Source organism: Microbacterium oryzae, from assembly GCF_030406385.1.
Taxonomy (GTDB): domain Bacteria; phylum Actinomycetota; class Actinomycetes; order Actinomycetales; family Microbacteriaceae; genus Microbacterium; species Microbacterium oryzae_A.
In genome coordinates this window covers 87,490-113,455 of the sequence record NZ_JAUEPM010000003.1, presented here as the reverse complement: position 1 = coordinate 113,455, position 25,966 = coordinate 87,490, and the positions used below count along the sequence as shown (strand labels likewise).

Below are 25,966 nucleotides of genomic sequence, written 5' to 3'. Positions count from 1 at the left end.
AGAAGCGGGAGCTGCGCTACGAACGGCGGAGCGTCGGACGGAGTCCGCCCGCAGTGATCCCGCTGAGTCGTCGCCCGGCGACGGGGACGGAAGCCGCGGACGCTGTGCGCGTCGTGTCTGGGTTCTGCGTGATGTCCATGTCGGCTTCCTCCTCTCATGCCGCGGGCCGGCTGATGCTCGGCGATGGGATCGTGCGAGCAGACACGTTACTGAGGGGAGGAGCTCCGCGTCAAGCAGATTCTCAGGATCTTTTCCGACGAGCCGTCGCCGCTTTCCGGATCCGCAGGGATGTTCGGGTACCGTGAACCCTGGTTTTCCCAGGCGGGGACGGGGAAGGAGGCCCGCGGATGCATCTGAAGAGCCTCACCCTGAAGGGGTTCAAGTCCTTCGCGCAGCCGACCACCTTCGCGCTCGAACCGGGGGTCACCGCGATCGTCGGCCCCAACGGCTCCGGCAAGTCGAACGTCGTCGACGCTCTCGCCTGGGTGATGGGAGAGCAGGGCGCCAAGACGCTCCGCGGCGGGAAGATGGAGGACGTCATCTTCGCCGGCACCGCCACGCGAGGGCCCCTCGGCCGCGCGGAGGTTCAGCTCACCATCGACAATGCCGATGGGGCGCTCCCCATCGAGTACAGCGAGGTGACGATCAGTCGCACGCTGTTCCGCAACGGTTCGAGTGAGTACGCCATCAACGGCGAGTCGTGCCGACTGCTCGACGTGCAGGAGCTGCTGAGCGACTCCGGCCTCGGACGCGAGATGCACGTCATCGTGGGGCAGGGGCGCCTCGACACCGTGCTGCAGGCGACGCCCGAGGAGCGTCGCGGGTTCGTGGAGGAGGCCGCCGGCATCCTCAAGCACCGCCGCCGCAAGGAGAAGACCGTCCGCAAGCTCGAGGCGATGGAGCAGAACCTCGCCCGGCTCAGCGATCTCGCCGGGGAGATCCGCCGGCAGCTGAAGCCTCTCGGACGCCAGGCCGAGATCGCCAGGGAGGCCCAGACGATCGCGGCGGTGGTGCGCGACGCCAAGGCGCGGATCTTCGCCGACGACGTCGTGCAGCTGCGCCAGGCGCTCGCCGATCACGCCCGCGACGAGCACGAACGGCACGCCGAGCGACTGGTGCTGCAGGAGCGAGCCGACGCCGTGAAGACGCGCATCGCGGTGCTGGAACGCGAGCAGAACGCGGAGGGCGTGGATGAGGCGCGCCGCACGCTCTTCGGGCTCGAGCAGGTGCAGGAGCGCCTTCGCGGTCTCTACACCCTGGCGAATCAGCGGCTCGCGATGCTCGCAGCAGACGAGACCGCACCCGCGCAGGTCACGGTGCGCGCGAGCGACGTGGATGCCGCCCGCGCGCGCATCGTCGAGACCCGGGACCGGGTGGGTGCGGCCGAGGACGCCGCGATCGACGCCGCCCGCCGGGTGGCAGCCGCGCGCGCCGAGCTCGACGCCCTCGACGTGCGGATCGCCGAGCAGAGCGCGGCGGTCGCGGCCCACGACCTGCGGGTGACGACGCTGCGCGGCGCGGCGGAGGCGGCCCAGCAGGCACTCGCCGCCGTGCGCGGCGGGGTCCTCCGCCAGCAGAACGCCCTCGACGCGGCTCACGAGCGGCGCCGTGAAGCGGGGGCGGCCTTCGCGGAGCTCGACGACGCCACGGTCTCCGAGGGAGCGGCGGCGGGGATGCAGGCTCGCTACGAGGACGCGCAGCGCGCGGCGACCGAAGCGGAGGGCGCGGTCGACCGGCTGCGCGAGGAGCACCGCGCGGCCGAGCGGGAGGCCGACGCTCTTGCGGCCAAGGTCGCCGCGCTCGGGAGCGCGCTCGACGTGCGGAACGCCGCCGCCGCCCTGATCGCGCAGGGCGCGCCCGGCGTGCGCGGCCTGGTGGGGGAGAGCGTCCACGTCCGGCCCGGGTTCGAAGCAGCCATCGCCGCGGTCCTCGGTCCGTTGGCCGAGGGGCTGCTCGTCGACGATGCCGATGCCGCGTTCGCCGCCGCACGGCAGGCGGAGGGAGTGGGCGCGATCGACGTCGTCATCGCCGACCCCGCCCTGACCGCCGATGCGCTCACCCGTGCTGACGGCAGCGCCGGGATCCCCGCCGCCGACGTCGTCACCGCCCCGGAGGGCATCCGCGGACTCCTCACGCACGTCGTCGTGGTCGACGACCTGGCGGCGGCACGGTCGGCACTCGCCGGCGCAGATCACGGGCTCACGGCGGTGACGCGAGCGGGCGAGGTCTGCACGACCCACACGCTGCGCGCGGGCAGCGGCGGCGACCGGTCGCGGCTCGAGCTGCAGGCCGAGCGCGATGCGGCCGGCGAGCGGCTGGCCGAGCTGCAGCAGACGCTCGCGACCTTGGCCGCAGCGCGCGAGGACGCATGCGAGCGATTGCAGGGCGCGCGTCGGTCGGCCCGGGAGCGCCTGCAGGAGCTGCGCGAGCATGATGCCCAGCTCGCCCAGCACGCCGAGCACGTCAACCGCGTGACGATGCGTCATGAGGCCGCGATCGCGGAGTGCGAGCGCCTCGAGGCGGGGATCGACCAGGCGGCGGGTGCGGTTGCCGAGGCGGAGGAGAAGGCACGGCGGGCTGCGGCCGACCTCGACGCGGCACTCGAGCAGCCGCGTCCGGTGCTCGACGCGTCGGGTCGCGACCCGCTGCTGCGCGCGCTCGAGACCGCGCGTGAGAGCGAGGTCGCCGCACGACTGGAGATCGAGGCGCTGCGCGAGCGCGTGCGCGCGGCCGAGGGTCGTGCCGCGGGCCTCGAGCGTCAGCGCGAGCGGGAGCAGGCCGCCGCCGCGGAGGCGGCTCGGCGTGCGGTCATCCGCCGGGGCCAGCGCGAGATCGCGGCGGGGGTCGCCGCCGACCTGCCGCCCCTCCTGGACTCCGTCGACCGCTCCGCGACCGAGGCGCGCCTCGCGCTCGCCGAGGCCGAGGCCGCGCGCTCGGCGATGACCGCGGAGCTGCGCGACCTGCGCGAGCAGGAGCGCCAGGTGCGCGAGCGGCTGACCGGGCTCACCGAGAGCGTGCACGGCATCGAGCTGCAGATCCACGAGAAGAAGCTCCACCTCACCGCGCTTCTCGAGCGCGTCGCGAGCGAGCTGGGGCTGTCGGAGGAGGTCCTCGTCGCCGAGTACGGGCCCGACCAGCCCGTCCCCGACGAGGCGGGCGCGGCCGCCCCATATGACCGCCGAGCGCAGGAGCGCCGTCTGCGCGACGCCCAGCGGAAGCTCTCGCAGCTCGGGCGGGTGAACCCCCTGGCCCTGGAGGAGTTCGCCGCCCTCGAGCAGCGTCATCGGTTCCTCACCGAGCAGTTGGACGATCTCGTGCAGACGCGGAAAGACCTGATGACGATCATCGCCGACCTCGACGAGCGGATGCAGACGATCTTCGCGGACGCGTTCGAGGACACCCGCGCGGCCTTCCAGGAGGTCTTCCCGATCCTCTTCCCCGGCGGCACCGGCAGCATCTCGCTCACCGACCCCGACGATCTGCTCGCCACCGGCATCGAGGTGAGGGTGCGTCCGGTGGGGAAGAAGATCGAACGCCTGTCGCTGCTCTCCGGCGGCGAGCGGTCGCTCGCGGCGGTGGCCCTTCTCACCGCGATCTTCAAGGCGCGGCCCAGCCCGTTCTACATCCTCGATGAGGTGGAGGCCGCTCTCGACGACGCGAATCTCGGCCGCCTGCTGGGCGTGTTCGAGCAGCTGCGCGCGTCGAGTCAGCTGCTCGTCATCACGCATCAGAAGCGCACCATGGAGATCGCCGACGCGCTCTACGGGGTGTCGATGCGGCAGGACGGTGTCTCCGCCGTGGTCGGTCAGCGTGTCGCACAGCGCGTCGGCGAGCGGATGGCCTCGTGACCGTCCTCGACGGCTTCGACGCCATCGCGCCGGGGCTCCGCCGACGCCCGGATGTCGAAGCGCACGATCTCGTCGCGGCCGACGCGAGCGATCGGCTCATCCTCGCCCAGGCAGGGCCGGCGCTCGAGCGGACGACCGGCGGCGAGGTCGTCGTGATCGGGGACCGCTACGGCGCGCTCACGCTGCCGCTCGTGACCGCCGGGTTCCGGGTGCGCGTGCACCAGGACTCCATCACGGGCCGGAGGGCGCTGGAGCGGAACGCGGACGAGCGAGGCGTCGACCTGTCCGCGGCCGAGCAGCTTCCGCTGGGCCCCGAGCTCGTGCGCGGCGCGCGGCTCGTGCTGCTGCAGCTGCCGCGAGCGCTGGACGCCCTCGACGAGATCGCCGGGCTCGTCGCCGCCCATGCGGCGGCGGATGTCGCGGTCGTCGCCGGTGGACGCATCAAGCACATGACGCTGGCCATGAACGGCGTGCTCGCCCGCCACTTCGGCGACGTGCAGGCCAGCAGGGCCGCGAGCAAGAGCCGCGTGCTGCACGCCTCCGGCCCGCTGCCGGCGACGGCGAGCGGATGGCCGAGAGTCGTCCGCCACGAGGACGTCGGGCTGACGGTGGTCGCGCACGGCGCCGCGTTCGCGGGAGCGTCCGTCGACATCGGCACGCGCTTCCTGCTCGAGTTCCTTCCCGACATGCCCGCCGCCGATCGCGTCATCGACCTCGGCTGCGGCACCGGGATCCTCGCCACCGCCTACGCGCTCGCACATCCCGACGCGGAGGTGATCGCCTCCGACCAGTCCGCGGCGGCGGTGGCCTCCGCTCGTGCGACGGCAGCCGCCAACGGCGCCGAGCGCATCCACGTCGTGCAGGACGACGCGCTCTCCGGCCGCCCCGACGCCTCGGCCGACCTCGTGCTGCTCAACCCGCCGTTCCACTCCGGTGCCGCGGTCACGTCCGCCATCGCGCCGCGCCTGTTCGCCGACGCCGCGCGCGTGCTGCGGCCGGGCGGCGAGCTGTGGTGCGTGTGGAACTCGCCGCTCGGCTACCGCCCCGCACTGCAGCGCCTCGTCGGCCCGACCCGCCAGGCCGCGCGCAACAGCCGCTTCACCGTGACCGTCTCCACGCGCGCCGCGAACTAGGCTGGGATCATGGCGGAGAAGTGGTCACTCGGGCGCGCGCTGCGCGGGATGTTCGTCAAGCCCACGATCGACGAGAGCACGTGGGACGACCTCGAGACCGCCCTTCTCACGGCGGACTTCGGCCCCGACATCACCGAGCGGATCGTCGAGGAGCTGCGCGAGAAGGTCGAGCGGTACCGCACCACCGACCCGCGCGACCTGCAGCGCATGCTCAAGGAGACGCTCGAGGAGCACTTCGCGAAGTTCGACACGACGCTGAAGCTCACCGAGCGCCCGGCCGTCGTGCTCGTGGTCGGGGTGAACGGCGTGGGCAAGACCACCACCATCGGCAAGTTCGCGCACTTCCTGCGCCGCTACAACCGCTCGGTGGTGGTCGGCGCGGCCGACACCTTCCGCGCGGCCGCCGTGGAGCAGCTCGCCACATGGGCTGAGCGCGGCGGCGCCGCGATCGTGCGGCCGGACCGCGAGGGCCAGGACCCGGCGTCCGTCGCCTTCCAGACCATCGAGCACGCCAAGCGCACGGGCACCGAGATCGTGCTCGTCGACACCGCCGGTCGCCTGCACACCAAGGGCGGGCTCATGGACGAGCTCACGAAGATCCGCCGCGTCATCGAGAAGCAGGCGCCGATCAGCGAGGTGCTGCTCGTGCTCGATGCGACGACCGGTCAGAACGGCGTGATGCAGGCGCAGGCGTTCCTCGAGCACGCCGGTGTCACCGGGCTCGTGCTCACCAAGCTCGACGGCTCTGCGAAGGGCGGATTCGTCCTCGCCGTGCAGGAGCGCACGGGCATCCCCGTGAAGCTCCTCGGGCAGGGCGAGGGCATCGGCGACCTCACCGGCTTCACGCCGCACGTGTTCGCTGCGTCGCTTGTCGACTGACGGCGCGGATGGTTGAGTTGACGACATGGCGATCGAACACGACTTCTTCGGGCTTCTGGAATCCGGCCCCGACGGCTCGATCTTCTGGTCGGAGAACGTCGAGCTCGGCGACCAGACCGTGTCGGTGGACCTGACCGCGCCCGACCAGGAGGACGTCTCGAAGGAGGCGCTCGACGCCGCCGCATCCATCGTGGCCTCGCTCGAGGAGGTCGACCGGCGCAGCCGCGAGGCGATGCTCGCCGAGGTCGACAATCGGGCCAGCGAGGTGACCGAGTACATCATCATGCAGCAGGAGACCCTCGGTGACGCGCTCGAGGAGCTGCTCGTCGACATCTCCGGCGATGCGGCGGTCGACATCATCCGCTCGCTCAACCTCATGAGCATGACGATCCTCGCCGATGAGCACGGGGGCGCCGACCCGTTCGCGGTGCTGGAGTACGCGCTCGACCCCGACGCCACCGACGACGTGCTGCTGGTGAACCTCCGCAGCGACGGCGGCATCCACTCGGTCACCAGCGCAGAGTAGGCGCGGGGATCAGCCCGCGGCCGCGATGAGCTCGCGCGTGAAGGCGTGCGCGGGAGCCGCGAAGACCTTCTCGGTGGCGCCGGTCTCGACCACCCGCCCGGCTCGCATGACCGCCACGCGGTCGCTGACCATCCGGACGACCGCGAGGTCGTGGGAGATGAAGACGACACCGAGTCCCTCGTCGCGCTGCAGATCCGCGATCAGCCGCAGGATGCCGGCCTGCGTGGTGACATCGAGCGCCGAGACCGGCTCGTCGCAGACGAGCACGTCGGGGCGGCCGGCGAGCGCCCTGGCGATCGCGACGCGCTGACGCTGCCCGCCGGAGAGCTGCGCGGGGCGGCGGCGCAGGAGGGCCGAGTCGAGTCCCACGCGGGCGAGGAGCTCGGCGGGCTCGGGCGCGCCGAGGCGGCGCGAGTGGCGCAGGATGCGCGCGACGTCGTGGCGCGGGTCGAACGACGCCAGCGGGTCCTGCGGCACCAGGCGCACGCGCGGCGCGGGATCGGCGAGCGTGCGCGAACCGGCGTCGGGCGCCTCGGCGCCGATGAGAAGGCGCGCGAGGGTGGACTTCCCCGACCCCGACTCGCCGACGACGCCGAGCGTCTCGCCCGCGCGGACGACGACATCCACGCCGTCGACCGCGGCGACCGTGGCCCCGTGGGGAGAGCGGTATCGCCGGGTGAGCCCGGTGCCTGTGATGAGGTCGCCGCCCGGTGCGGTGGCCGGCGCGGGCTTGGCGCCGGAGGGCCGCGCCGCGAGCAGCGCGCGGGTGACGGGGTGCGCGGGCTCGGCGAGGAGCGCCGCACGCGGGCCGGTTTCGACCACCTCGCCGGCGGACAGCACCGCGATGCGGTCGGCGACGCGCGCGACCGCTCCCAGATCGTGGCTGATGAGCAGGAGCGCAGCTCCCTCGTCGCGCAGCCGGGCGAGGAGCGCCAGCACGTGCACGGCCGTCGTCGCATCGAGGGCCGTGGTGGGCTCGTCCGCGATGATGACCCGCGCGCCGCCCACCACGGCCGACGCGATCAGCGCGCGCTGGCGCATCCCGCCCGACAGCTCGCCCGGACGCTGGCCGAGGCGAGTTCCGGCGTCGGGGAGCCCTGCGCTCTCCAGCGCCTCGGTGACCCGGGCCCGGCGTCGTGGGCGGGGGACGCCGCGGACGGCGAGCGCCTCGCCCACCTCGGCCTCGAGTGTGCGGAGCGGGTCGAGCGACTGCAGTGCATCCTGCAGGACGAGCGAGATGTCCTGCCCGCGCAGGCGGCGCCATCCGCCCGCCCCCAGCCGGCTGACGTCGCGGCCGTCGAAGGACAGCCGCTCAGCGGTCACCCGCGCGCCGGGATCCTGCTGGGTGAGGCCGAGGAGGGTTCGCGCGAGCACCGACTTCCCCGCGCCGGACTCGCCCACCACGGTGAGGCACTCGGCGGGTGCGAGAGTCAGATCCACGCCCCGCAGCACCTCGCCGGCACCGGGCAGCGTCACGCGGAGTCCCGCGGCCTCGAGCAGCGTCATCGTGCGCCTCCCAGACGTCGGCCGAGCACCGTGAGCACCGTCGCGGTGGCGACGATCGCGAGCCCCGGGAACACCGTGAGCCAGGGTGCATACGAGATGTAGACGCGGCCCGCGTCGAGCATGGCGCCCCACTCGGGCGACGGCGGCGGTGTGCCCAGACCGAGGAAGCTCAGCGCCGACACCCACACGATCGCCTGCCCGATGCCGAGGGTCGCCGTGGCGACGAGCGGCCAGAGCGTGTTCGGCACGACGTGCCGCAGGAAGACCGTCCCCGCGGGCGTCCCCTCCAGGCGCGCGTACCCGACGTAGTCGCTGCGGGCGACGCCCTGCACGCGCGACCGCAGCACACGCGCGTAGCCGGGCGCCGTGGCGAGCCCGATCGCGAGCACCGAGCTCTGCGTGCCGGCGCCGAGCACGGCGACGAGCAGCAGCGCCATGACGAGCGTGGGGAGGGCGAACAGCACCTCGACGATGCGGCCCAGCGCGGCCTCGAGCCACCGGGGCCCCAATGCGGCGGCGAACCCGATGACGAGGCCGAGCCCGATGCCGAGCGTGGTCGCCCAGACGCCGATGCCTGCCGACGCCGCGGCCCCGTGCACGATGCGCACGAGCACGTCGCGCCCCGACTCGTCTGTGCCCAGCGGATGGCCGGCCGACGGCGGCAGGAACGCGGCGGCCGGATCGATGGCGAGGGGATCCCGCGGGGCGAGCACGCCCGGGGCGACCACGGCCACGACGAGCAGAGCGAGGAGGACGAGCGCGACGATCCCCGGCCATCCCAGACGCGCCCTCATGAGCCGACCGCCACGTCGGGCATGCGGACCGCCGCGGGGCGCGGTCCGCGCAGTCGCGGGTCGACCAGGAGCTCGGCGGCGTCGGCGATGACGATGACCGCCACGTACAGCACCGCGACGATCGACACCGCGCCGATGACGACTGGCACGTCGCGTGCGAGCGCCGCCTCCTGCAGCAGCCGGCCGAGCCCCGGGCGTGCGAACAGCACCTCGACGACGACTGCGCCGCTGAGGAGGTTGCCGAACGCCCAACCCGACAGCGCGAGGGCGGGCAGCGACGCATGACGCAGCGTGTGATGCAGCAGCAGTCGCGGCTCGCCGGCGCCGCGGGCCCGGGCGCTGGTGGCGAAGGGGGTGCGGTCGGCCTCGAGGAGCGCGTCGCGCGAGACCTGCGCGAGGAAACCCGCGATCGGGATGGCGAGGGTCACCACGGGCAGGACGAGCTCCGCCGGCGAGCTGCCAGCGCTCGTGGCGGGCAGGAGGCCGAGCGTCGACGCGAACACGAGGATGAGCACCGCGCCGAGCCAGAACTGCGGCATCACGGTGGCGGCGATCTCGACCCCGCGGAGCAGGGCGTTCACGACGCGGCCGACCCGCCCGCGCGCGGTCGTCGCGATGATCGCGCCGATCACGGCGAGCACCCACGCGAGAGCCAGCGCGAGCACGGCCAGCACGAGCGTCGACGGCAGCTGCTGCCAGATGAGCTCCGCGACGCTCTGGCGCCGGGCGTACGAGTCGCCCAGCTGCAGGGTGGCGACCCGGCCGAGCTGCAGCGCGTACTGCACGAGGAGCGGCTGATCCAGCCCGTACTCGCGCTTCGCCGCCGCGACCGCCTCCGGGCCCGCCTGCGACCCGGGGCCGCCGAGGATCGCCTCGAGCGGATCGTCCGACGCGCGCAGCGCGAAGAACACCACGGTCGCGACGATCCACACGACGAGCACCGCGCGCGCCAAGCGCGCGGCAAGCCACCGTATCGCCGCCATCCGCTGCGTCAGTCGGTCAGCTGGGCGTTCACGAACGTCGGCGTCGCGACGGTCCCGAGGGTGGCGATGCCGGTCGCCCCCTTCACGAGGAAGTGGTTCTGCTGGTCGTAGAGCGGCAGCACGGCGTAGCTCTCCAGCACGATCCGCTGCGCCTCCGTGTAGCGCTCGTCGGGGTCGAGGGCGGAGGCCGCCGCGTCCAGCGCCTCGTCGAGCTCGGGCAGCTGCAGCATCGCGTGGTTGGCGAAGTACCCGGATGGCGCCGGCACGGTTCCCGAGGAGTGGTAGAGGATGCGCAGCACGTCGGGTCCGACCGTCGTGTACGGCGCGCTCACGGCCTCGTACTCGTGGGCGCCCAGCGCGCCGTACCAGGTCGAGAGGTCGACGGGGTCGAGCACCACGTCGAACCCGACGCCGGCGGCGTTCTCCTGGATCTGCTCGAACAGCGACTGCTCGGCGGCCGTCGACTGGTCCGTCGACACGGGGAAGCGGACGGTGAGCCGCTCGCCGTCCTTCAGGCGCGTCCCGTCGTCGTCGCGCTCGGTCCATCCGGCCTCGTCGAGGAGCGCGGATGCCGCGTCGGCATCGGTCTCGAACAGCGCCGGGTCGGCGTAGGCGAGAGGCTCCATACTCGACAGCGGCGAGTAGGAGCGCTCGGCGGTGCCGAGGAACAGCGACTCGATGCCCGGGTTGGGGTCAGCCGCGCGCACGAACGCCTCGCGCACGCGGATGTCGTCGAACGGCGCCTGTGCGCTGTTGAGCTCGATGCGGTTGGACGACGCGGGACGCGGTGCGTCGATGTGCTCGATGCCCTGGCCCTCCGCGGACACGATGTCGGACGGCAGCGGGTTGTCGATGACGTCGACCTCGCCAGAGGCGAGGGCGGCCTGGCGGGTCGCGGCGTCGGGGATGAAACGCCACTCGATGCCGTCGAGGTGCGCGGCGCCGTCGTGGTCGGCCTCGGGGTTCGTGGCGACGTAGTCGTCGTTGCGCGAGAGCACGACGCGCTGCTGCGGCACCCACTCGTCGACGACGAACGGACCGGTGCCGATCGGGGCCTGGCAGTTCTCGTCCTGGCCGCGGGCGATGCCGGCGGGCGACTCCATCGCCGTCCATGGCTGGCTGAGCGCCTCGAGGAGAGCGGACTTCGGCGTCGAGAGGCGCAGCCGCACGTGCGCTGCGTCGACGACCTCGATCTCGTCGATCTGCTCCACGGCGAGGTAGCCCGTCGACGAGGCGGTGCTGGGGTCCTGCAGGTGCTCGATGTTCGCCTTGACGGCCTCGGCGTCGAACGGCGTGCCGTCGGTGAAGGAGACGTCGTCACGGAGCGTCAGATCCCACGTCAGCCCGTCGCCGGAGGTCTCCCAGTCGGTGGCGAGCCACGGCTGGATCGCGCCCTCGGCGTCGCGGCCGAAGAGCGGCTCGAGGTACTGCGTGCTGAGCAGCGCCTGCGGGTAGTTGCCGCCCACGTGCGGGTCGAGGCAGGTCGGCTCCGCGTCGCCGGTGGCGTACACGAGCGTGCCGCCCTCCTCGGGGGTGGCCTCCTCGCCGGCATCGGGTGCGGCGCACGAGGCGAGAAGGACGAGCGGGGCCAGGAGGGCGGCGGCGGCGAGGGCGCGAGAGGGCATGACGGCTTTCGACGAGGAAAAGTGGACGGAGTCCAAGATACTCCGCCGGAGGAATGCCGGCTCGCCAAGCGTGTCGAGTGCCGGGTGGCTCGAGCTCCGCGGGCGACTCCGCGCCGACGCTCCGAGACAGCACGCCGCGCATCCTCTCTGCGAGGGGAGGCGCGGTCCAGGAGCGTGGACGCGGTCTCGGAGTCGGCGTCGCGAGCGGGCGTGATCCGTCGGAGCGCGGCCGCAGCTTCGACATCGCGCGCTATTGTTGGACGCCATCCAGAAATGCAACGCAAGGGGGAGCAGTGGTGATCGACGTGCTGGTGGCGGGTCTCGGGCCCGATCGGGTGCCGTACCAGGAGGGCTGGGCGCTCCAGCGCCGGATCCACGCCGAGGTGGTCGCGGGGGAGAGGGCCGACACCCTGATCCTCCTCGAGCACGAGCCCGTGTACACGGCCGGACGTCGCACAGAGCCGCACGAGCGCCCGCGCGACGGAACCCCCGTGATCGACGTCGACCGGGGCGGGAAGATCACCTGGCACGGCCCTGGACAGCTGGTCGGCTACCCGATCCTGCGCCTGCCGCAGCCCCACGCCGTCGTCGACCACGTGCGGCGTCTCGAACGGATCCTCATCGCGGCGGTCGCCGAGCACGATGTGGCCGGTCGTCGCGTGGCCGGGCGCAGCGGCGTCTGGGTCGGGGACGGGCGCGATGACAAGGTCGCAGCCATCGGCGTGCGCGTCACCGAAGGTGTCTCGCTGCACGGCTTCGCCCTCAACTGCGACAACGGCCTCGACGGCTTCTCGCAGATCGTCCCCTGCGGCATCGCCGACGCCGGCGTCACCACCATGAGCGCCGAGACCGAACGCCGGGTGAGGCCCGCGGACGTCGTGGACGCCGTGGTCGCGGCGTTCGCCGCCGAGGAAGCGGCGGTGGCGGCATGAGTGCGGCGCCGGATGGTCGGCGGCTGCTGCGGCTGGAGGTGCGGAACGCCCAGACCCCGATCGAGCGGAAGCCGTCGTGGATCAAGACCACCGCGCGCCAGGGGCCGGAGTACCGCGAGCTGCATGCGCTCGTGAAGAGCGAGGATCTCCACACGGTGTGCCAGGAGGCCGGCTGCCCGAACATCTTCGAGTGCTGGGAGGACCGCGAGGCGACGTTCCTCATCGGCGGCTCCCAGTGCACGCGCCGCTGCGACTTCTGCCAGATCGACACCGGCAAGCCCGCGGAGTACGACATCGACGAGCCGCGACGGGTCGCCGAGAGCGTGCGGCGGATGGGGCTGCGCTATGCGACGGTCACGAGCGTGGCCCGCGACGACCTTCCCGACACGGGGGCGTGGTTGAACGCGGAGACCGTGCGGCGGATCCACGACCTCAACCCCGGCACCGGCGTCGAGCTGCTCGCGAACGAGCACGACGGCGATCCCGCGCTCCTCGGTGAGATCTTCGAGGCGCGTCCGGAGGTGTTCGCGCACAACGTGGAGACGGTGCCGCGCATCTTCAAGCGCATACGCCCCGCCTTCCGGTACGAGCGGTCGCTCGACGTCATCACGCAGGCGCACGATGCCGGCCTCATCACGAAGTCCAACCTCATCCTCGGGATGGGCGAGACGCCCGACGAGGTCGTCGACGCGCTGCGCGACCTGCACGACGCCGGCTGCGACATCATCACGATCACGCAGTACCTCCGGCCGTCGCCGCGGCATCTGCCGGTGCAGCGCTGGGTGAAGCCGGAGGAGTTCGTCGCGTTCAAGGAGGAGGCCGAGCGGATCGGCTTCCTCGGCGTACTCGCCGGTCCGCTCGTGCGCTCGTCGTATCGGGCCGGCCGGCTGTGGGCGCAGTCGATGGCGTCGAAGGGACGGGAGATCCCGCCGCATCTCGCGCACATCGCCGCCGGCGCCGACCTGGGCTTCGCGCAGGCGGTCTGAGGGCCGCTAGCCTGGGTCGGATGGCCACTTCGAGAGCCGGGCGACCCCGAGCGTCCTCGCGCGAGACGCTCGCCGAGGCGGCCTGCGAGCTGTTCCTCGAGCAGGGGTTCGACGCCACCTCCATCGCGGACATCGCGAACCGTGCCGGCGTGAGCCGGTCCAGCTTCTTCAACTACGCCAGCTCCAAATCGGGGCTGCTGTGGGCGGGACTCGACGAGCGCCTCGACGAACTGGCCGACGACCTCCAGGCATCTGGGGCGCCGCTCGGTACGGCCGACCTGCACCGCGCCATCCTCGCCTTCGCCGACGATCTGCGTCCTGACGCGCTCGCGCTGGCCTTCACTCACGCCGACGCGATGGGGATCGCCGCCGATCTCGAGCGCGAGGCTGCGGTGCGGATGGCCAGGGTGGCGGCACTGCTGTCGGCCGCGCTGCGTCGAGGCGGGCAGGATCCGCTCGCCGCCGACGTCATCGGCGCCGGCTACGCGGGAGCCGTGGTGAGCGCCCTGCGGCACTGGGCGCACGCCGGCCCGGGCGTCAGCTCGCTGCGCGACGTGGTCGCGGCGGCCCTGGCGGTGGCGCCCGCGGTCCCGCGGCGCGCGAACCCGCCCGCGGCCGGGTAAAATCGACTCATCATGGCTACTTTCGGCACGCTCTCCGACCGCCTCACCGAGACCTTCCGCAATCTCCGCACGAAGGGGAAGCTGTCGGCGGCGGATGTCGACGGCACCGTCCGCGAGATCCGTCGCGCCCTGCTCGACGCCGACGTCGCGCTGCAGGTCGTGAAGGAGTTCTCGGCCCGCGTGCGCGAGCGCGCCCTGAGCGACGACGTCAACAAGGCGCTGAATCCCGCGCAGCAGGTCGTGCAGATCGTCAACGAGGAGCTCGTCGGCATCCTCGGCGGCGAGCAGCGTCGTCTCGCCTTCGCGAAGACCCCGCCCACGGTCATCATGCTCGCCGGCCTCCAGGGATCCGGCAAGACCACCTTCGCCGGCAAGCTCGCGCGCCGGCTCGAGAAGGACGGGCACACGCCGATCCTCGTCGCCGCCGACCTGCAGCGCCCCAACGCGGTGAACCAGCTCCAGGTGGTGGCAGAGCGCGCGGGCGCGGCGATCTACGCGCCCGAGCCCGGCAACGGCGTCGGCGACCCGGTGCGCGTGGCGCGCGACGGTGTGGAGCACGCTCGCCGCCAGCAGCACGACATCGTCATCATCGATACCGCCGGCCGCCTCGGCGTCGACGCCGAGCTCATGAAGCAGGCGTCCGATATCCGCCGGGTGACGCAGCCCGACGAGGTGCTGTTCGTCATCGACGCGATGATCGGCCAGGACGCGGTGAACACGGCGAAGGCCTTCCAGGAGGGCGTCGACTTCACCGGCGTCGTGCTGTCGAAGCTCGACGGCGACGCGCGCGGCGGTGCCGCGCTCTCGGTCGCATCCGTGACCGGGCGCCCGATCATCTTCGCGTCGACGGGCGAGGGGCTCGAGGACCTCGAGGAGTTCCACCCCGACCGCATGGCCAGCCGCATCCTCGACCTGGGTGACATCCTCACCCTCATCGAGCAGGCGCAGCAGGCCTTCGACGAGGAGGAGGCCCGCAAGGTCGCTGAGAAGTTCGCGACCGATCAGTTCACGCTCGACGACTTCCTGCAGCAGATGCAGCAGCTGAAGAAGATGGGCTCCATGAAGAAGATGCTCGGGATGCTCCCGGGCATGGGCCAGATGAAGCAGCAGCTCGACGACTTCGACGAGCGCGAGATCGATCGCACCGAGGCGATCATCCGCTCGATGACGCCAGCCGAGCGCACGAACACGAAGATCCTCAACGGCTCGCGCCGCCTCCGCATCGCCCGCGGCTCGGGCATGACCGTCACCGACGTCAACCAGCTCGTGACGCGCTTCGAGCAGGCGGCGAAGATGATGAAGACGGTCGCCCGCGGCGGCACGCCCAACATCCCCGGCATGGGCGCGATGCCCGGCATGGGCAAGCCGGGCGCCTCCGCGAAGCGCGGCGGCAAGAAGGGCAAGAAGAGCCAGGGCTCGCGGTCGGGAAACCCCGCGAAGCGCGCCGCGGAGAACTCCGCCCTGCCCGAGGTGCCGACAGCGCCCACCGGATCGGGCTTCGGCCTGGGTGCCGGCGGCGCGCCGCAGCCCACCGAGGCGGACCTGGCCGAGCTGCAGAAGCTGTTCGGCAAGGGCTGAGCGCTCTTCGCACGGGTGGCGGCGCCGCGGCGCCGGTGCCACACTGTCGTCGTGGATCAGCGCGTCAGCCTCATCACCCTGATCGTGGACGACGTGGCGGCGTCGCGGCGCTTCTACGCGGATGGCCTCGGCTGGGCGCCCGAGGTGGACGTCCCCGGCGAGGTGCTGATGGTCCGCGTGGGGCAGCGGCTGCTGCTGTCGCTCTGGGACCATGCGCACGCTGAGGTCGAGATCGGCCCGGTCGCGGCAGGTGGCACGCCGCCGGTGACACTCGCGCACAACGTGCGGGAGCCCGCCGAGGTCGACGCGGTGCTCGCACTCGCACGCGCTGCCGGAGCGCGGACCGAGCCGCCCTCGTGGCGCGAATGGGGCGGCTACTCGGGCTACTTCGTCGACCCCGACGGATTCCGGTGGGAGGTCGCGGTGAATCCCTCGCCGCTCGGCGAGAGCCTCCTGCCCTGACGACGGCGGAGCGGGCCCCGGAATCCCGAGACCCGCTCCGCGTCAGCGCCCGTCAGCGCATCAGCTCACGTCGTCGTCCACCCAGTCCATCGACTTCGTCACGGCCTTGCGCCACTGGCGGAGCAGCCGGTCGCGCTCCTCCTCGTCCATCGAGGGCTCCCAGCGGCGGTCCTCCTGCCAGTTCGCGGTGAGGTCGTCGAGACCCGACCAGAACCCGACGGCGAGACCGGCCGCGTATGCGGCACCCAGCGCGGTGGTCTCCGCGACCACGGGCCGCACCACCGGCACGCCGAGCACGTCGGCCTGGAACTGCATCAGGGTGTCGTTCGCGACCATGCCGCCGTCGACCTTCAGCTCGGTGAGGTCCACACCGGCGTCGGCGTTCACCGCGTCGAGCACGTCGCGCGTCTGATAGGCGACGGCCTCGAGCGCGGCGCGGGCGATGTGCCCCTTCGTCACGTACCGCGTCATCCCCACGATCGCGCCGCGGGCATCCGGGCGCCAGTAGGGGGCGAACAGACCGGAGAACGCGGGCACGAAGTAGACGCCGCCGTTGTCGTCGACCTGCGCGGCGAGCTTCTCCACCTCGGGTGCCGAGGAGATGATGCCGAGCTGGTCGCGCAGCCACTGGATGAGGGAGCCGGTGACGGCGATCGAGCCCTCGAGGGCGTAGTGCGTCGGGCCGTCGCCGAGCTTGTAGCCGATCGTGGTGAGCAGCCCGTTCTTCGACCGGATGATCTCCTCTCCGGTCTGGAAGATGAGGAAGTTGCCGGTGCCGTACGTGTTCTTGCTCTCGCCAGCCTGGAACGCGACCTGCCCGAACGTGGCGGCCTGCTGGTCGCCGAGGATGCCCGCGATGGGCGTCTCGCGCAGCAGCGACGAGCTCTTGGCGGCCCCGTACACCTCGGAGGAGGAGCGGATCTCCGGCATCATCGAGCGCGGCACCCCGAACTCGGACAGGATGTCGTCGCGCCACTCGAGCGTCTCGAGGTCCATGAAGAGGGTGCGCGAGGCGTTCGTGACGTCGGTGACGTGCACACCGCCATCCGTCCCGCCGGTGAGGTTCCAGAGGACCCAGGAGTCGGTGGTCCCGAACGCGAGGTCGCCCGCCTCGGCCTTCTCCTTGGCACCGTCGACGTTCTCGAGGATCCAGGCGATCTTCGTGCCCGAGAAGTACGTCGCCAGCGGCAGTCCCACGATGTCCTTGAAGCGGTCGACGCCCTGATCCCCGGCGAGGCGATCGACGATCGGCTGCGTGCGGGTGTCCTGCCAGACGATCGCGTTGTAGACGGGGCGTCCGGTCTTTCGGTCCCAGACGACGGCGGTCTCGCGCTGATTGGTGATGCCGACCGCGGCGATGTCGTGCCGAGTGAGGTCGCCGCGGCTCAGGGCGAGGCCGATGACCTCCTGGACGTTGCGCCAGATCTCCATCGGGTCGTGCTCGACCCATCCCGGCTTGGGGAAGATCTGCTCGTGCTCCTTCTGACCAGTGGAGATGATGGTCCCCTTCCGATCGAAGACGATCGCACGGCTGGACGTCGTGCCCTGATCGATCGCGATGATGTATTCGGCCATGGTGGTGTTTCTCCTTTGAACGCGTTACGGGGTCAGGCGGCGAGGCTGAGGAGGGCGGGGGCGAGGAGCGCGGCGATCGCGCCGCCGACGAGCGGCCCGACGACCGGAACCCATGAGTAGGCCCAGTCGCTGGAGCCCTTGCCCTTGATGGGGAGGATGGCGTGGGCGATGCGCGGGCCGAGGTCGCGAGCTGGGTTGATCGCGTACCCGGTGGGGCCACCGAGCGACGCGCCGATGCCGACGACGAGGAGCGTGACGGGCAGCGCGGCCAGCGGGCCGAGGCCGCCGGGGACGCCGACCTCGATGTCGCCGTAGTCGGCGAAGGCGAAGATGACGAAGACGAGCACGAACGTGCCGATGATCTCGGTGACGAGGTTGTCCCCATACGACCGGATGGCCGGACCGGTCGAGAAGACGCCGAGCTTGTTGGCCGGGTCCTCCTCCTCGTCGAAGTGCTGGCGGTACGCCGCCCAGCAGAGCACGGCGCCGATGATCGCGCCGATGAGCTCCGCCGCCAGGGCGACGAGGAACATGACGAACGAGATCTTGCCGGCGATCAGCAGGCCGATGCCCACGGCGGGGTTGATGATGGCGCCGGAGTACGCGGCGACCAGCACGCCCGCGAAGACCGCGAGTCCCCATCCCCAGTTCACCATGAGCGTGCCGCCGGCGAAGCCCTTCGTCTTCGCGAGCACCACGTTGGCCACCACACCGCATCCGAGCAGGATCAGCATCGCGGTGCCGACCAGCTCGGACACGAAGTAAAGTCCGAGATTCACATCTTCCATGTCTTCATCGACCTTTCTCTGGGGCGCCGCGGCCCCTCTGCCGCGGCGATGCGGGCGATCGGAGGTGACTCCGGCGAGGTCTCGACGGAGGAGGGCCCGGTCAGTGATGCGCGCGGTCGGGGATGGCCAGACCGTGCAGGTCGTTCAGCAGCGTGCGCGCCTGCTCGATCTCCGCCTCGCGCTTGTCCTCGTCCCAGCCGAGCAGGGGCGCCAGCGCGCGAGCCAGCTCGTCGAGGACATCGGCGTCGGCGGCGCCTGTGAAGGCGATGCTCGTGCGGCGCAGCACCACGTCGGCGAGGTGCACGACGTGCTCCTCGCGCACCATCCACGCCAGCTCGCGCGTGGAGACGTCGCCGCCCACCAGAGGAGCGTCGTCGCCGTCGGCGATGAACGCCCACACGTCCGCGGCGCGGGTGCCGTAGCGGGTGAGGAGCTGCTCGGCGCGGTCGCCCGCGCCGACCAGGTGCGCGGCGATCCAGGCGCGCCGGTCGGCGTCGCCGCGCGGGAAGTCGCGTCCGCCGCCGATCGGCCGCCCGGCCGTGGACACCGTGCGGGTGCGGCCGAGGAGGTCGAGCACGGTGTTGGAGAGCGACTCTCCCAGGGCGCGGAAGGTGGTCCACTTGCCGCCGACGAGGCTCACGAGGGGCACCGCCCCCGAGCGGTCGGTCTCCACGCGGTAGTCGCGCGACACGAAGCCGGGCGCGGTGTCCTCGTGTCGCGGCAGCGGCCGGATGCCCGCGAACCGGTAGACGATCTGGCTGCGGTCGACCGCGATGCGCGGGAACACGTGGTGGATGAGGTCGAAGAAGTAGTCGACCTCCTCCTCTGTGCACACGGCGGGCTTGCTCGGGTCCGCGTCGATGTCGGTCGTGCCCACGAGGACGCGCCCCTTGAGGGGGTAGATGAGCACGATGCGGCCATCCGAGTGCTCGAAGAAGATCTCGCGCCCCTTCGTGGCGGCGAGCAGCTCCGGATGGTCGAGGACGATGTGCGAGCCCTTGGTGCCGCCCATGAAGCGGGTCGCCGTGCCGAGAGCCGAGTTCGTGAGGTCGGTCCAGGGCCCGGAGGCGTTCACGACGACGTCAGCGGCGATCGGGAACTCCGCTCCGGTCTCCCGGTCGCGCAGGAGCACGCCCTCCGAGGTCAGGCCGACGGCCTCGACATAGTTCAGCGCGCGGGCGCCCGGATGCGCGGCGGCGCCGTCGAGGAGCACGTCGAGCGCGAGTCGCTCGGGGTCGTGCATGGAGGCGTCGTAGTACGTCGCGGTGTACTTGATGTCCGGGTCGAGCGCGGGGAGCTCGCGCAGCGAGCGGCGACGCCCCAGGAAGCGGTGCCGTGGAACGGTGCCGCCGTCACGGGAGAAGGTGTCGTAGAGCGTGAGGCCGATCTTGATGAGCGCCGCGCCGCGCTCCTGCGGCTTGCCGGAGCGGTGCGTGAGGAAGCGCAGCGGCGCGGAGAGGATGCCCGAGAACGTCGAGTAGATCGGGATGGTCGTCTCGAGCGGCTTCACGTAGTGCGGTGCGATGCGCAGCAGGCCGTTGCGCTCCTGCACCGACTCGCGCACGAGTCGGAACTCGCCGTTCTCCAGGTAGCGGATGCCGCCGTGGATCATGTGGCTGGACGCCGAGGAGGCACCGGAGGCGAAGTCGCCGCGTTCGACGAGGACGACGTCGATGCCCTGCAGGGCGAGGTCGCGGAATGTCGAGATGCCGTTGATGCCGCCCCCGATGATGAGGACGCTGGTGCGTGCGCTCTCGCGGATCTCGCGCACGGCTGCGCGCTCGGCTGAGGACTGGTTCTCGGTCATGTCCTGCCTCCCTCTCGTGGCGATTCGGGTCTAGCCTGGAACGAACCGAACATGCGCGCAAGGCTCCTGCACATATGTGCAGGGAGGGGCGAGAAGGGGCGGGAGCATGGACGCGGAGGCACCGCGCGACGGCAAGCTCGAGCAGGCGCTCAAGGCCGCCCAGCTCTACTACATGCAGGACCGGACCATGGAGGCGATCGCGCGAGAGCTCGGCACGTCGCGCTCGTCCGTCTCCCGACTGCTGAGCCACGCGCGCGAGACGGGCCTTGTGGACATCCGGATCACCTCTCCTCTCGAGCGCGGCGGGTTCCTCGAGCAGCGGGTGCGCGAGCGCTTCCACGTCGCCGCGCACGTGGTGCCGGTGCCGTCGAGCGTGAGCGAGGTCGATCGGCTCGAGCGGGTGGCGATGACCGCCGCGCGGCTGTTCGCGCAGTTCGTCGACTCCAACATGGTCGTGGGCGTCGCCTGGGGGTCGACGCTGACGGCCGTGAGCCGCTACCTGCCGCAGAAGGAGACGCACGGCACCACGATCGTGCAGTTGAACGGCGCGGGGAACACGCAGACGACCGGCGTGGACTACTCCAGCGAGGTGCTGCAGCGCTTCGGCGACGCCTTCGGGGCGAAGCTGCAGCAGTTCCCGGTGCCCGCGTTCTTCGACGACCCCGCCACCCGCGAGGCGATGTGGCGCGAGCGCAGCACGCGTCGCGTCCTCGACGTGCAGGGGCGGATGGATGTGGCGCTGTTCAGCCTCGGCTCGCCGTCGGCCGAGGTGCCGAGCCGGGTGTACGTCGGCGGCTACCTCGATCGGGACGACTACCGCAGCCTCACGGAGGACCGTGTCATCGGCGACGTCGCGACGGTGTTCTTCCGCGCCGACGGGACGTGGCGCGACGTGCGGCTGAACGCGCGCGCGACGGGGCCCGATCTCGACCGGCTGCGGCGGGTGCCGCGCCGCGTGTGCGTGGTGGCCGGCGCGCACAAGCTCGCCAGCCTGCGCGCGGCGCTCACGGCCGGGCTCGTCACCGATGTCGTCCTCGACGAGACGCTCGCCGAGCGCCTCGTCGAGACGCTCTGACGTCAGCCTTCGGCTCGACCGAGCCGCCAGTAGCCCATGAACGCGACCGCCCTGCGGTCGACGCCGTGCTCGCTGACGAGGTGCCGGCGCAGGCTCTTGATCCCGGCGCTCTCACCGGCGAGCCACGCGTAGAGCGGCGCGCTCCGAAGCGCGGCACCGCCCTTGCCGGTGCGGGGGACCTCCCACAGGACGTCGGCGTCGATGTCGATCTCCTCCACCTCGGAGCCGCGCCCCGGCGCGCACAGCACGGGGGCGACATCCTTCACGGTCTGCACGAGGTGCTCGTGCCGCTCCCGCGACCCGCGCCCGGCGACGTGCACCCGGAAGCCCGGGTGCTCGGGGAGGTAGGCCGCGTCCCGCTCATCGGGCACCTCGAGCACGACGACGCCCTGCGCCGTGAGGGGCAGCTGCTCGAGGATGACGGCGATGGCGGGGGCGGCGGTCTCGTCCCCGGCGAGGAGCACCTGCTCCACCTGGGCGGGCGGCACGAAGTCCACCCCGTAGCTCACGCCCGTGCAGTCCACCGTGGGCGCCAAGACGAGCAGCTCGTCGCCCACCTGCGCGGTCTGGATCCAGGCCGATGCCGGCCCCGAGACCTCATGCGCGACCATGTCCACGTCGATCTCGCGTGCCTCGCGGCGCACCGCGCGGGTGGTGTACGTGCGGAAGGGCGGACGGCGGTCCTGCGGCAGCTCGCGCCAGCGCGCGTACCAGTCGTCGCCCGTGGGCATGGCGTCGAGGTCCGCGGTCGGCGCAGGGAAGACGACCTTGATGCGCTGATCGAAGCCCGGGTCGCCGTAGCGGTGCAGCTGCTCACCCGTGAACGTGAAGCGGCGGAAGCTGGGGGTGAGGTCGACGATGCGCGCCACGGCGACGCGGAAGAACTCCATCTCGGGCATCTCAGGCTCCTGCGGGGACGGTGCGGGTGGGGGAGGTCAGCACATGATGGCGCCCGCGCGGCAGCACCAGGGGGGTGCCGGAGACGGGATCGGGGATGACCATCGCGTCGAGGTCGAACACCTCGGCGATCAGCTCGCGCGTGACGACGTCGGATGGCGCGCCGTCGGCGACGAGGCGCCCCTTGCGAAGCGCGAACAGGTGGTCGGCGTAGCGCGCGGCCAGGTTGATGTCATGCAGGACCATGACGATCGTCGTGCCGCGGCGGCGATTGAGGTCGGTGAGGAGGTCGAGCACCTCGACCTGGTGCGTCACGTCGAGGAAGGTGGTCGGCTCGTCGAGGAGCAGCACGTCGGTCTCCTGCGCGAGCGCCATCGCGATCCACACGCGCTGCCGCTGACCGCCGGAGAGCTCGTCGACGGAACGGTCGGCGAGGTCGGCGACACCGGTGACCTCGAGGGCCTCCGCGACGGCGATCTCGTCCTGCGTCGACCATGAGCGGAAGAGCTTCTGATGCGGATGGCGCCCCCGCCCGACGAGGTCGGCGACGGCGATCCCCTCCGGGGCGATCGGCTGCTGCGGCAGCAGGCCGAGGGTCCGTGCCAGCTCGCGCGTGGGGAGCTGGTCGATCCGGCGGCCGTCGAGGAGCACCGTGCCGGAGCGCGGGGCGAGCAGGCGCGAGATCGTCTTCAGCAGCGTCGACTTGCCGCAGGCGTTCGCGCCCACGATCACGCTGATGCGGCCGGTCGGGACGACGAGGTCGACGCCGTCGACGATCGTCGTCGCGCCGTAGCCGGCGACCAGCCCGCTCGTCTCGAGGGTGTGCGACACGGTCATGAGGAGCCTCCCTGACGGCTCGTGCGGATGAGGAGGAAGAGCAGGTACGGCGCCCCGAGGATGCCGGTGATGACGCCGACGGGGAATGCCGTGTCGAAGGCGAACTGCCCGATGAGGTCGGCCGCGAGGACGAGGCAGGCGCCGGTGAGGGCGGCGGGGACGACCAGCGAGGTCCCGGGGCCCACCAGGCGCGAGGCGATGGGCCCGGCGAGGAACGCGACAAAGGCGATCGGGCCGGTGGTGGCGGTGGCGAAGCAGGCCAGTGCCACGGCCGCGACGATGAGCAGCACCCGCGACCGGTCGACGCGCACGCCGAGCGCGGTCGCGGAGGCGTCGCCGAGCTCGAGCGCGCGCAGATCCCGTGAGAGCAGGAGCACGACGGGGACGAGCACGGCCACGGCGACCGCGAGCGGGGCGAGGTCGGCCATGCGAGCGCCGTTGAGGCTCCCCGTCAGCCAGCGCATGGCCACCGCGACGTCCCATTCGGCTGCGCGGGAGATGACGTACGACACGACGGCGTCGAGCATCGCGCCGATCCCGATGCCGATCAGGATGAGCCGTCCGCCGGTGGACTCGCCGCCCCGCGCGGCCGCGTAGATCGCGGACGCGGTGGCGATGCCGACCACGAGCGCCAGGAGCGTGGTGGCGGCGCCCGACCAGTGCAGGACGACGAGCGCGACGACCGCGGCCGCGCTGGCGCCCGATGTGATGCCGATGACGTCGGGGCTCGCGAGCGGATTGCGGAGCATGGTCTGGAAGGTGCTGCCCGCAGCGCCGAAGGCGATGCCTGCCAGCGCACCGGTCAGAGCGCGCGGGACGCGCAGCGTGCCGACCGTGAACGACGCACCGGGGACATCCCGGCCCGCGAGCACCGCGACGACGTCGGAGACGGGGTAGATCGTGCGGCCGAGCATGAGCATCGCCGCGAGCAGGGCGATCAGCAGCACGGCGAGCACGGCGATCGCGAGCGCGCGCCGGCGGGTGCGGCGACGACGGCCGGCGCGCAGCGCGTCGACGGGAGCGGGGGGAGCGGAGGCGAGGAGCGCGGTCATCACAGCGCCCTCATGCGCGTGCGGCGGGCGATGACGACGAGGACCGGCGCGCCGACGAACGCGGTGACGATGCCGGCCTCCACCTCGCCCGGGGTGCCGATCACGCGTCCGATGGTGTCGGCCACGGCGAGGAGCACGGCCCCGCCGAGGGCGGAGAGCGGCAGGAGCCAGCGCTGATCGGGGCCCGAGAGGAGCCGGACGACGTGCGGCACCATGAGTCCGACGAAGGCGATGGGCCCCGCGACCGCGGTGACGGCCGCGCAGAGGACGACGCCCGCGGTGGCCGCCACCGCGCGGGTGCGCCCGACGCGCACGCCGAGACCCACCGCGACGTCGTCGCCGAGCGCGAGCGCGTTGAGGCCGGGGGCGCACAGGAAGGCGACGAGGGCGGCACTCGCGAGGAGCGGCGCGACGATGGCCATCGTGCTCCAGTCGGCGCCGCCGACGCCGCCGACCTGCCAGAAGCGGAACTCGTTCATCGCGGCCACTCGGGGCAGGAGCACAGCGCTCACGAGCGACGAGAGCGCGGCACTCGTCGCCGCGCCCGCGAGCGCGAGCTTGATGGGCGTGGAGCCGCCGGCGCCGATGGAGCCCACGACGTACACGAACAGCGCGGCGAGCGCGGCGCCGGCGAGCGCGAGCCCGAGATACTGGAAGGGAGAGGTGATCCCGAGGAAGGCGATCCCGCACACGACGAAGAGCGCCGCGCCCATGTTGACGCCGAGGATGCCGGGGTCGGCGATCGGGTTGCGGGTGACCGCCTGCATGAGCGCGCCGGACAGGGCGAGTGCGGCTCCGGCGGCGAGCGCGAGCACGGTGCGCGGGATGCGCTGCTGCACGGCGATGGCGCCGATCTGAGACGCCACCTCTCCCCGCAGCCACGCGGACAGGCCCTCCGTGATCTCTGCGGGCGTCACCGTCCGCGATCCGAATGCGAGTGAGAGCGCGGTCGCGATCGCGACCGCGGCCACGCCCGCGGCGATGAGGAGTCCGCGGCTCGCGGTCGCGGCGGCGGTCACTCCGCCTTCGCCGCCGCGTCGTCGAGGAGGGCGACGTAGTCGTCGAGCATCCAGGGGATCGACAGCGCGGTGGGAGTCACGGAGCCGCTCAGCGCGTCGCCCGTGCCCATCGCGACGACCGCGCCGTTCTGAACCGCGGGCACCGTGCTCCACAGCTCGTCGGCCTGCAGGGCGGGCAGCAGGTCGTCCCCGCCGTAGGCGACGATGACGTCGACGTCGTCGAGCTGGTCGGCGTTCTCCGCGCTGATATCGGCGTAGAACGCGCCGCTCTCGCTGGCCTCGGTCGCCGCCGACGGCATGTCGAAGCCGAGGTCGCCGAGCAGCGCGGTGCGCGAGTCGTCGACCGCGTAGATGGAGATCGTCGAGAGGTCGGAGGCCGTCATGTAGAAGAACGCGGCGGTCTTGCCCGCGAAGGACGCCTCGGCGGTCGCATCGGCGATCTGCGTGTCGAGATCGTCGACGAGCGCCTCGCCCTCTTCCGCCATCCCCAGTGCCTCGGCGTCGATGCGGATGGCGTCGCGCCACGGTGTGTACCAGGGCACGTCTGGGTAGGCCACCGTCGGAGCGATCTCGCTGAGGGTGGCGTACTCCTCCGCCGTGAGGCCGGAGTAGCCCGCCAGGATGACGTCGGGCGCGGTGTCGGCGATCGCCTCGAAGTCCACGCCGTCGGCGGTGTCGAAGATCACCGGCTCCTCGGCCCCGAGCTCCTCGTACGCGTCGAGCGACCACTCGTACAGGCCCAGGCCGTCGCTGCCGTCCATCGACCAGGTCTGGTCGTCGGCGCCGACGGGGGCGATGCCGAGCGCGAGCGCGACGTCGTGGTTGCCCCAGCCGACGGTCGCGACGCGCGTCGGCGCGCTCTCGATCGTGGTGCTGCCGAGGGCGTGCTCGATCGTGACGGGGAACGCGCCGGCGGGGGCGCCGTCTGCGGCGGCCTGCTCGGGCTCAGCGGAGCCGGAGCACGCGGTGAGGGCGGCGGCGGCGGAGAGGGTCGCGACGAACGCGAGAGCGCGCGTGGTGTGCACGGATGGCCTTTCATCG

22 protein-coding genes are annotated in these 25,966 nt (G+C 72.2%); 10 read left to right on the top strand and 12 right to left on the bottom strand.

Annotated elements, in window-relative coordinates:
- Positions 1 to 347 precede the first annotated feature (347 nt).
- The 4 genes from smc to QWJ90_RS06515 are packed head-to-tail and all read left to right on the top strand — an operon-like array spanning position 348 to position 6,386.
- The gene (gene smc, locus QWJ90_RS06530) at positions 348 to 3,848 is read left to right on the top strand and encodes a chromosome segregation protein SMC (RefSeq protein WP_290106888.1); all 3,501 of its coding nucleotides are present in this window, start codon (positions 348 to 350) and stop codon (positions 3,846 to 3,848) included.
- Positions 3,845 to 4,981: a class I SAM-dependent methyltransferase gene (locus QWJ90_RS06525; protein WP_290106887.1), complete on the top strand. Its 1,137-nt coding sequence runs from the start codon at positions 3,845 to 3,847 to the stop codon at positions 4,979 to 4,981. Before smc ends, QWJ90_RS06525 begins: the two co-directional genes overlap by 4 nt.
- Positions 4,982 to 4,990: 9 nt before the next feature.
- Positions 4,991 to 5,860 (top strand): signal recognition particle-docking protein FtsY, encoded by an 870-nt coding sequence (gene ftsY / locus QWJ90_RS06520; protein WP_290106886.1) that lies wholly within the window; start codon positions 4,991 to 4,993, stop codon positions 5,858 to 5,860.
- A gap of 25 nt (positions 5,861 to 5,885) precedes the next feature.
- A complete protein-coding gene (locus QWJ90_RS06515; protein WP_290106885.1) occupies positions 5,886 to 6,386 on the top strand; it encodes a DUF2004 domain-containing protein in 501 nt (166 codons plus the stop codon).
- Between the two features lie 9 nt (positions 6,387 to 6,395).
- Here the strand turns inward: QWJ90_RS06515 and QWJ90_RS06510 are convergent, their stop codons facing one another.
- From QWJ90_RS06510 to QWJ90_RS06495, 4 genes are read right to left on the bottom strand one after another with little or no spacing between them, the layout of a single operon-like run.
- Complete coding sequence (locus QWJ90_RS06510) at positions 6,396 to 7,892, bottom strand: ATP-binding cassette domain-containing protein (RefSeq protein ID WP_290106884.1); 1,497 nt, start codon at positions 7,890 to 7,892, stop codon at positions 6,396 to 6,398.
- Positions 7,889 to 8,686 carry an ABC transporter permease gene (locus QWJ90_RS06505; RefSeq protein WP_290106883.1) on the bottom strand — a complete coding sequence of 266 codons (798 nt, stop codon included), beginning with the start codon at positions 8,684 to 8,686 and terminating at the stop codon, positions 7,889 to 7,891. Before QWJ90_RS06505 ends, QWJ90_RS06510 begins: the two co-directional genes overlap by 4 nt.
- Positions 8,683 to 9,669 (bottom strand): ABC transporter permease, encoded by a 987-nt coding sequence (locus tag QWJ90_RS06500; RefSeq protein WP_290106882.1) that lies wholly within the window; start codon positions 9,667 to 9,669, stop codon positions 8,683 to 8,685. The genes QWJ90_RS06505 and QWJ90_RS06500 overlap by 4 nt, the downstream gene beginning before the upstream one ends.
- A gap of 8 nt (positions 9,670 to 9,677) precedes the next feature.
- Positions 9,678 to 11,294 carry an ABC transporter substrate-binding protein gene (locus QWJ90_RS06495; RefSeq protein WP_290106881.1) on the bottom strand — a complete coding sequence of 539 codons (1,617 nt, stop codon included), beginning with the start codon at positions 11,292 to 11,294 and terminating at the stop codon, positions 9,678 to 9,680.
- A 296-nt stretch (positions 11,295 to 11,590) separates the two neighbouring features.
- Here QWJ90_RS06495 and lipB point away from each other — a divergent pair, with 296 nt between their 5' ends.
- From lipB to QWJ90_RS06470, 5 genes are read left to right on the top strand one after another with little or no spacing between them, the layout of a single operon-like run.
- Positions 11,591 to 12,226, top strand: coding sequence for a lipoyl(octanoyl) transferase LipB (gene lipB, locus QWJ90_RS06490; protein WP_290106880.1), 636 nt, complete (start codon positions 11,591 to 11,593; stop codon positions 12,224 to 12,226).
- Positions 12,223 to 13,212, top strand: coding sequence for a lipoyl synthase (lipA, locus tag QWJ90_RS06485; protein WP_290106879.1), 990 nt, complete (start codon positions 12,223 to 12,225; stop codon positions 13,210 to 13,212). The genes lipB and lipA overlap by 4 nt, the downstream gene beginning before the upstream one ends.
- Positions 13,213 to 13,232: 20 nt before the next feature.
- Positions 13,233 to 13,835 (top strand): TetR/AcrR family transcriptional regulator, encoded by a 603-nt coding sequence (locus QWJ90_RS06480; protein WP_290106878.1) that lies wholly within the window; start codon positions 13,233 to 13,235, stop codon positions 13,833 to 13,835.
- Positions 13,836 to 13,847: 12 nt separating this feature from the next.
- Positions 13,848 to 15,413 (top strand): signal recognition particle protein, encoded by a 1,566-nt coding sequence (gene ffh / locus QWJ90_RS06475; RefSeq protein WP_290106877.1) that lies wholly within the window; start codon positions 13,848 to 13,850, stop codon positions 15,411 to 15,413.
- Positions 15,414 to 15,464: 51 nt separating this feature from the next.
- Positions 15,465 to 15,875 (top strand): VOC family protein, encoded by a 411-nt coding sequence (locus tag QWJ90_RS06470; protein WP_290106876.1) that lies wholly within the window; start codon positions 15,465 to 15,467, stop codon positions 15,873 to 15,875.
- A 60-nt stretch (positions 15,876 to 15,935) separates the two neighbouring features.
- Here QWJ90_RS06470 and glpK read toward each other — a convergent pair whose 3' ends face one another.
- The 3 genes from glpK to QWJ90_RS06455 all read right to left on the bottom strand — a co-directional run bounded on the left by glpK (position 15,936) and on the right by QWJ90_RS06455 (position 20,045).
- Entirely contained in the window at positions 15,936 to 17,450 is a 1,515-nt protein-coding gene (glpK, locus tag QWJ90_RS06465) for a glycerol kinase GlpK (protein ID WP_290106875.1), read from the bottom strand.
- 32 nt (positions 17,451 to 17,482) lie between these two features.
- Positions 17,483 to 18,238, bottom strand: a complete 756-nt coding sequence (locus QWJ90_RS06460) for an MIP/aquaporin family protein (protein WP_290106874.1) — start codon at positions 18,236 to 18,238, stop codon at positions 17,483 to 17,485.
- Positions 18,239 to 18,338: 100 nt separating this feature from the next.
- Positions 18,339 to 20,045, bottom strand: coding sequence for a glycerol-3-phosphate dehydrogenase/oxidase (locus QWJ90_RS06455; protein WP_290106873.1), 1,707 nt, complete (start codon positions 20,043 to 20,045; stop codon positions 18,339 to 18,341).
- 106 nt (positions 20,046 to 20,151) lie between these two features.
- Here QWJ90_RS06455 and QWJ90_RS06450 point away from each other — a divergent pair, with 106 nt between their 5' ends.
- The gene (locus QWJ90_RS06450; protein WP_290106872.1) at positions 20,152 to 21,120 is read left to right on the top strand and encodes a sugar-binding transcriptional regulator; all 969 of its coding nucleotides are present in this window, start codon (positions 20,152 to 20,154) and stop codon (positions 21,118 to 21,120) included.
- 2 nt (positions 21,121 to 21,122) lie between these two features.
- On the opposite strand, the gene QWJ90_RS06445 is transcribed toward QWJ90_RS06450, so the two are convergent.
- From QWJ90_RS06445 to QWJ90_RS06425, 5 genes are read right to left on the bottom strand one after another with little or no spacing between them, the layout of a single operon-like run.
- The gene (locus QWJ90_RS06445; protein ID WP_290106871.1) at positions 21,123 to 22,019 is read right to left on the bottom strand and encodes a siderophore-interacting protein; all 897 of its coding nucleotides are present in this window, start codon (positions 22,017 to 22,019) and stop codon (positions 21,123 to 21,125) included.
- Between the two features lies 1 nt (position 22,020).
- Positions 22,021 to 22,854: an ABC transporter ATP-binding protein gene (locus QWJ90_RS06440; RefSeq protein ID WP_290106870.1), complete on the bottom strand. Its 834-nt coding sequence runs from the start codon at positions 22,852 to 22,854 to the stop codon at positions 22,021 to 22,023.
- Entirely contained in the window at positions 22,851 to 23,906 is a 1,056-nt protein-coding gene (locus QWJ90_RS06435) for a FecCD family ABC transporter permease (protein WP_290106869.1), read from the bottom strand. Before QWJ90_RS06435 ends, QWJ90_RS06440 begins: the two co-directional genes overlap by 4 nt.
- Positions 23,906 to 24,925, bottom strand: coding sequence for a FecCD family ABC transporter permease (locus tag QWJ90_RS06430; RefSeq protein ID WP_290106868.1), 1,020 nt, complete (start codon positions 24,923 to 24,925; stop codon positions 23,906 to 23,908). The genes QWJ90_RS06435 and QWJ90_RS06430 overlap by 1 nt, the downstream gene beginning before the upstream one ends.
- Positions 24,922 to 25,950 carry an iron-siderophore ABC transporter substrate-binding protein gene (locus QWJ90_RS06425; RefSeq protein ID WP_290106867.1) on the bottom strand — a complete coding sequence of 343 codons (1,029 nt, stop codon included), beginning with the start codon at positions 25,948 to 25,950 and terminating at the stop codon, positions 24,922 to 24,924. Before QWJ90_RS06425 ends, QWJ90_RS06430 begins: the two co-directional genes overlap by 4 nt.
- Positions 25,951 to 25,966: the final 16 nt, after the last annotated feature.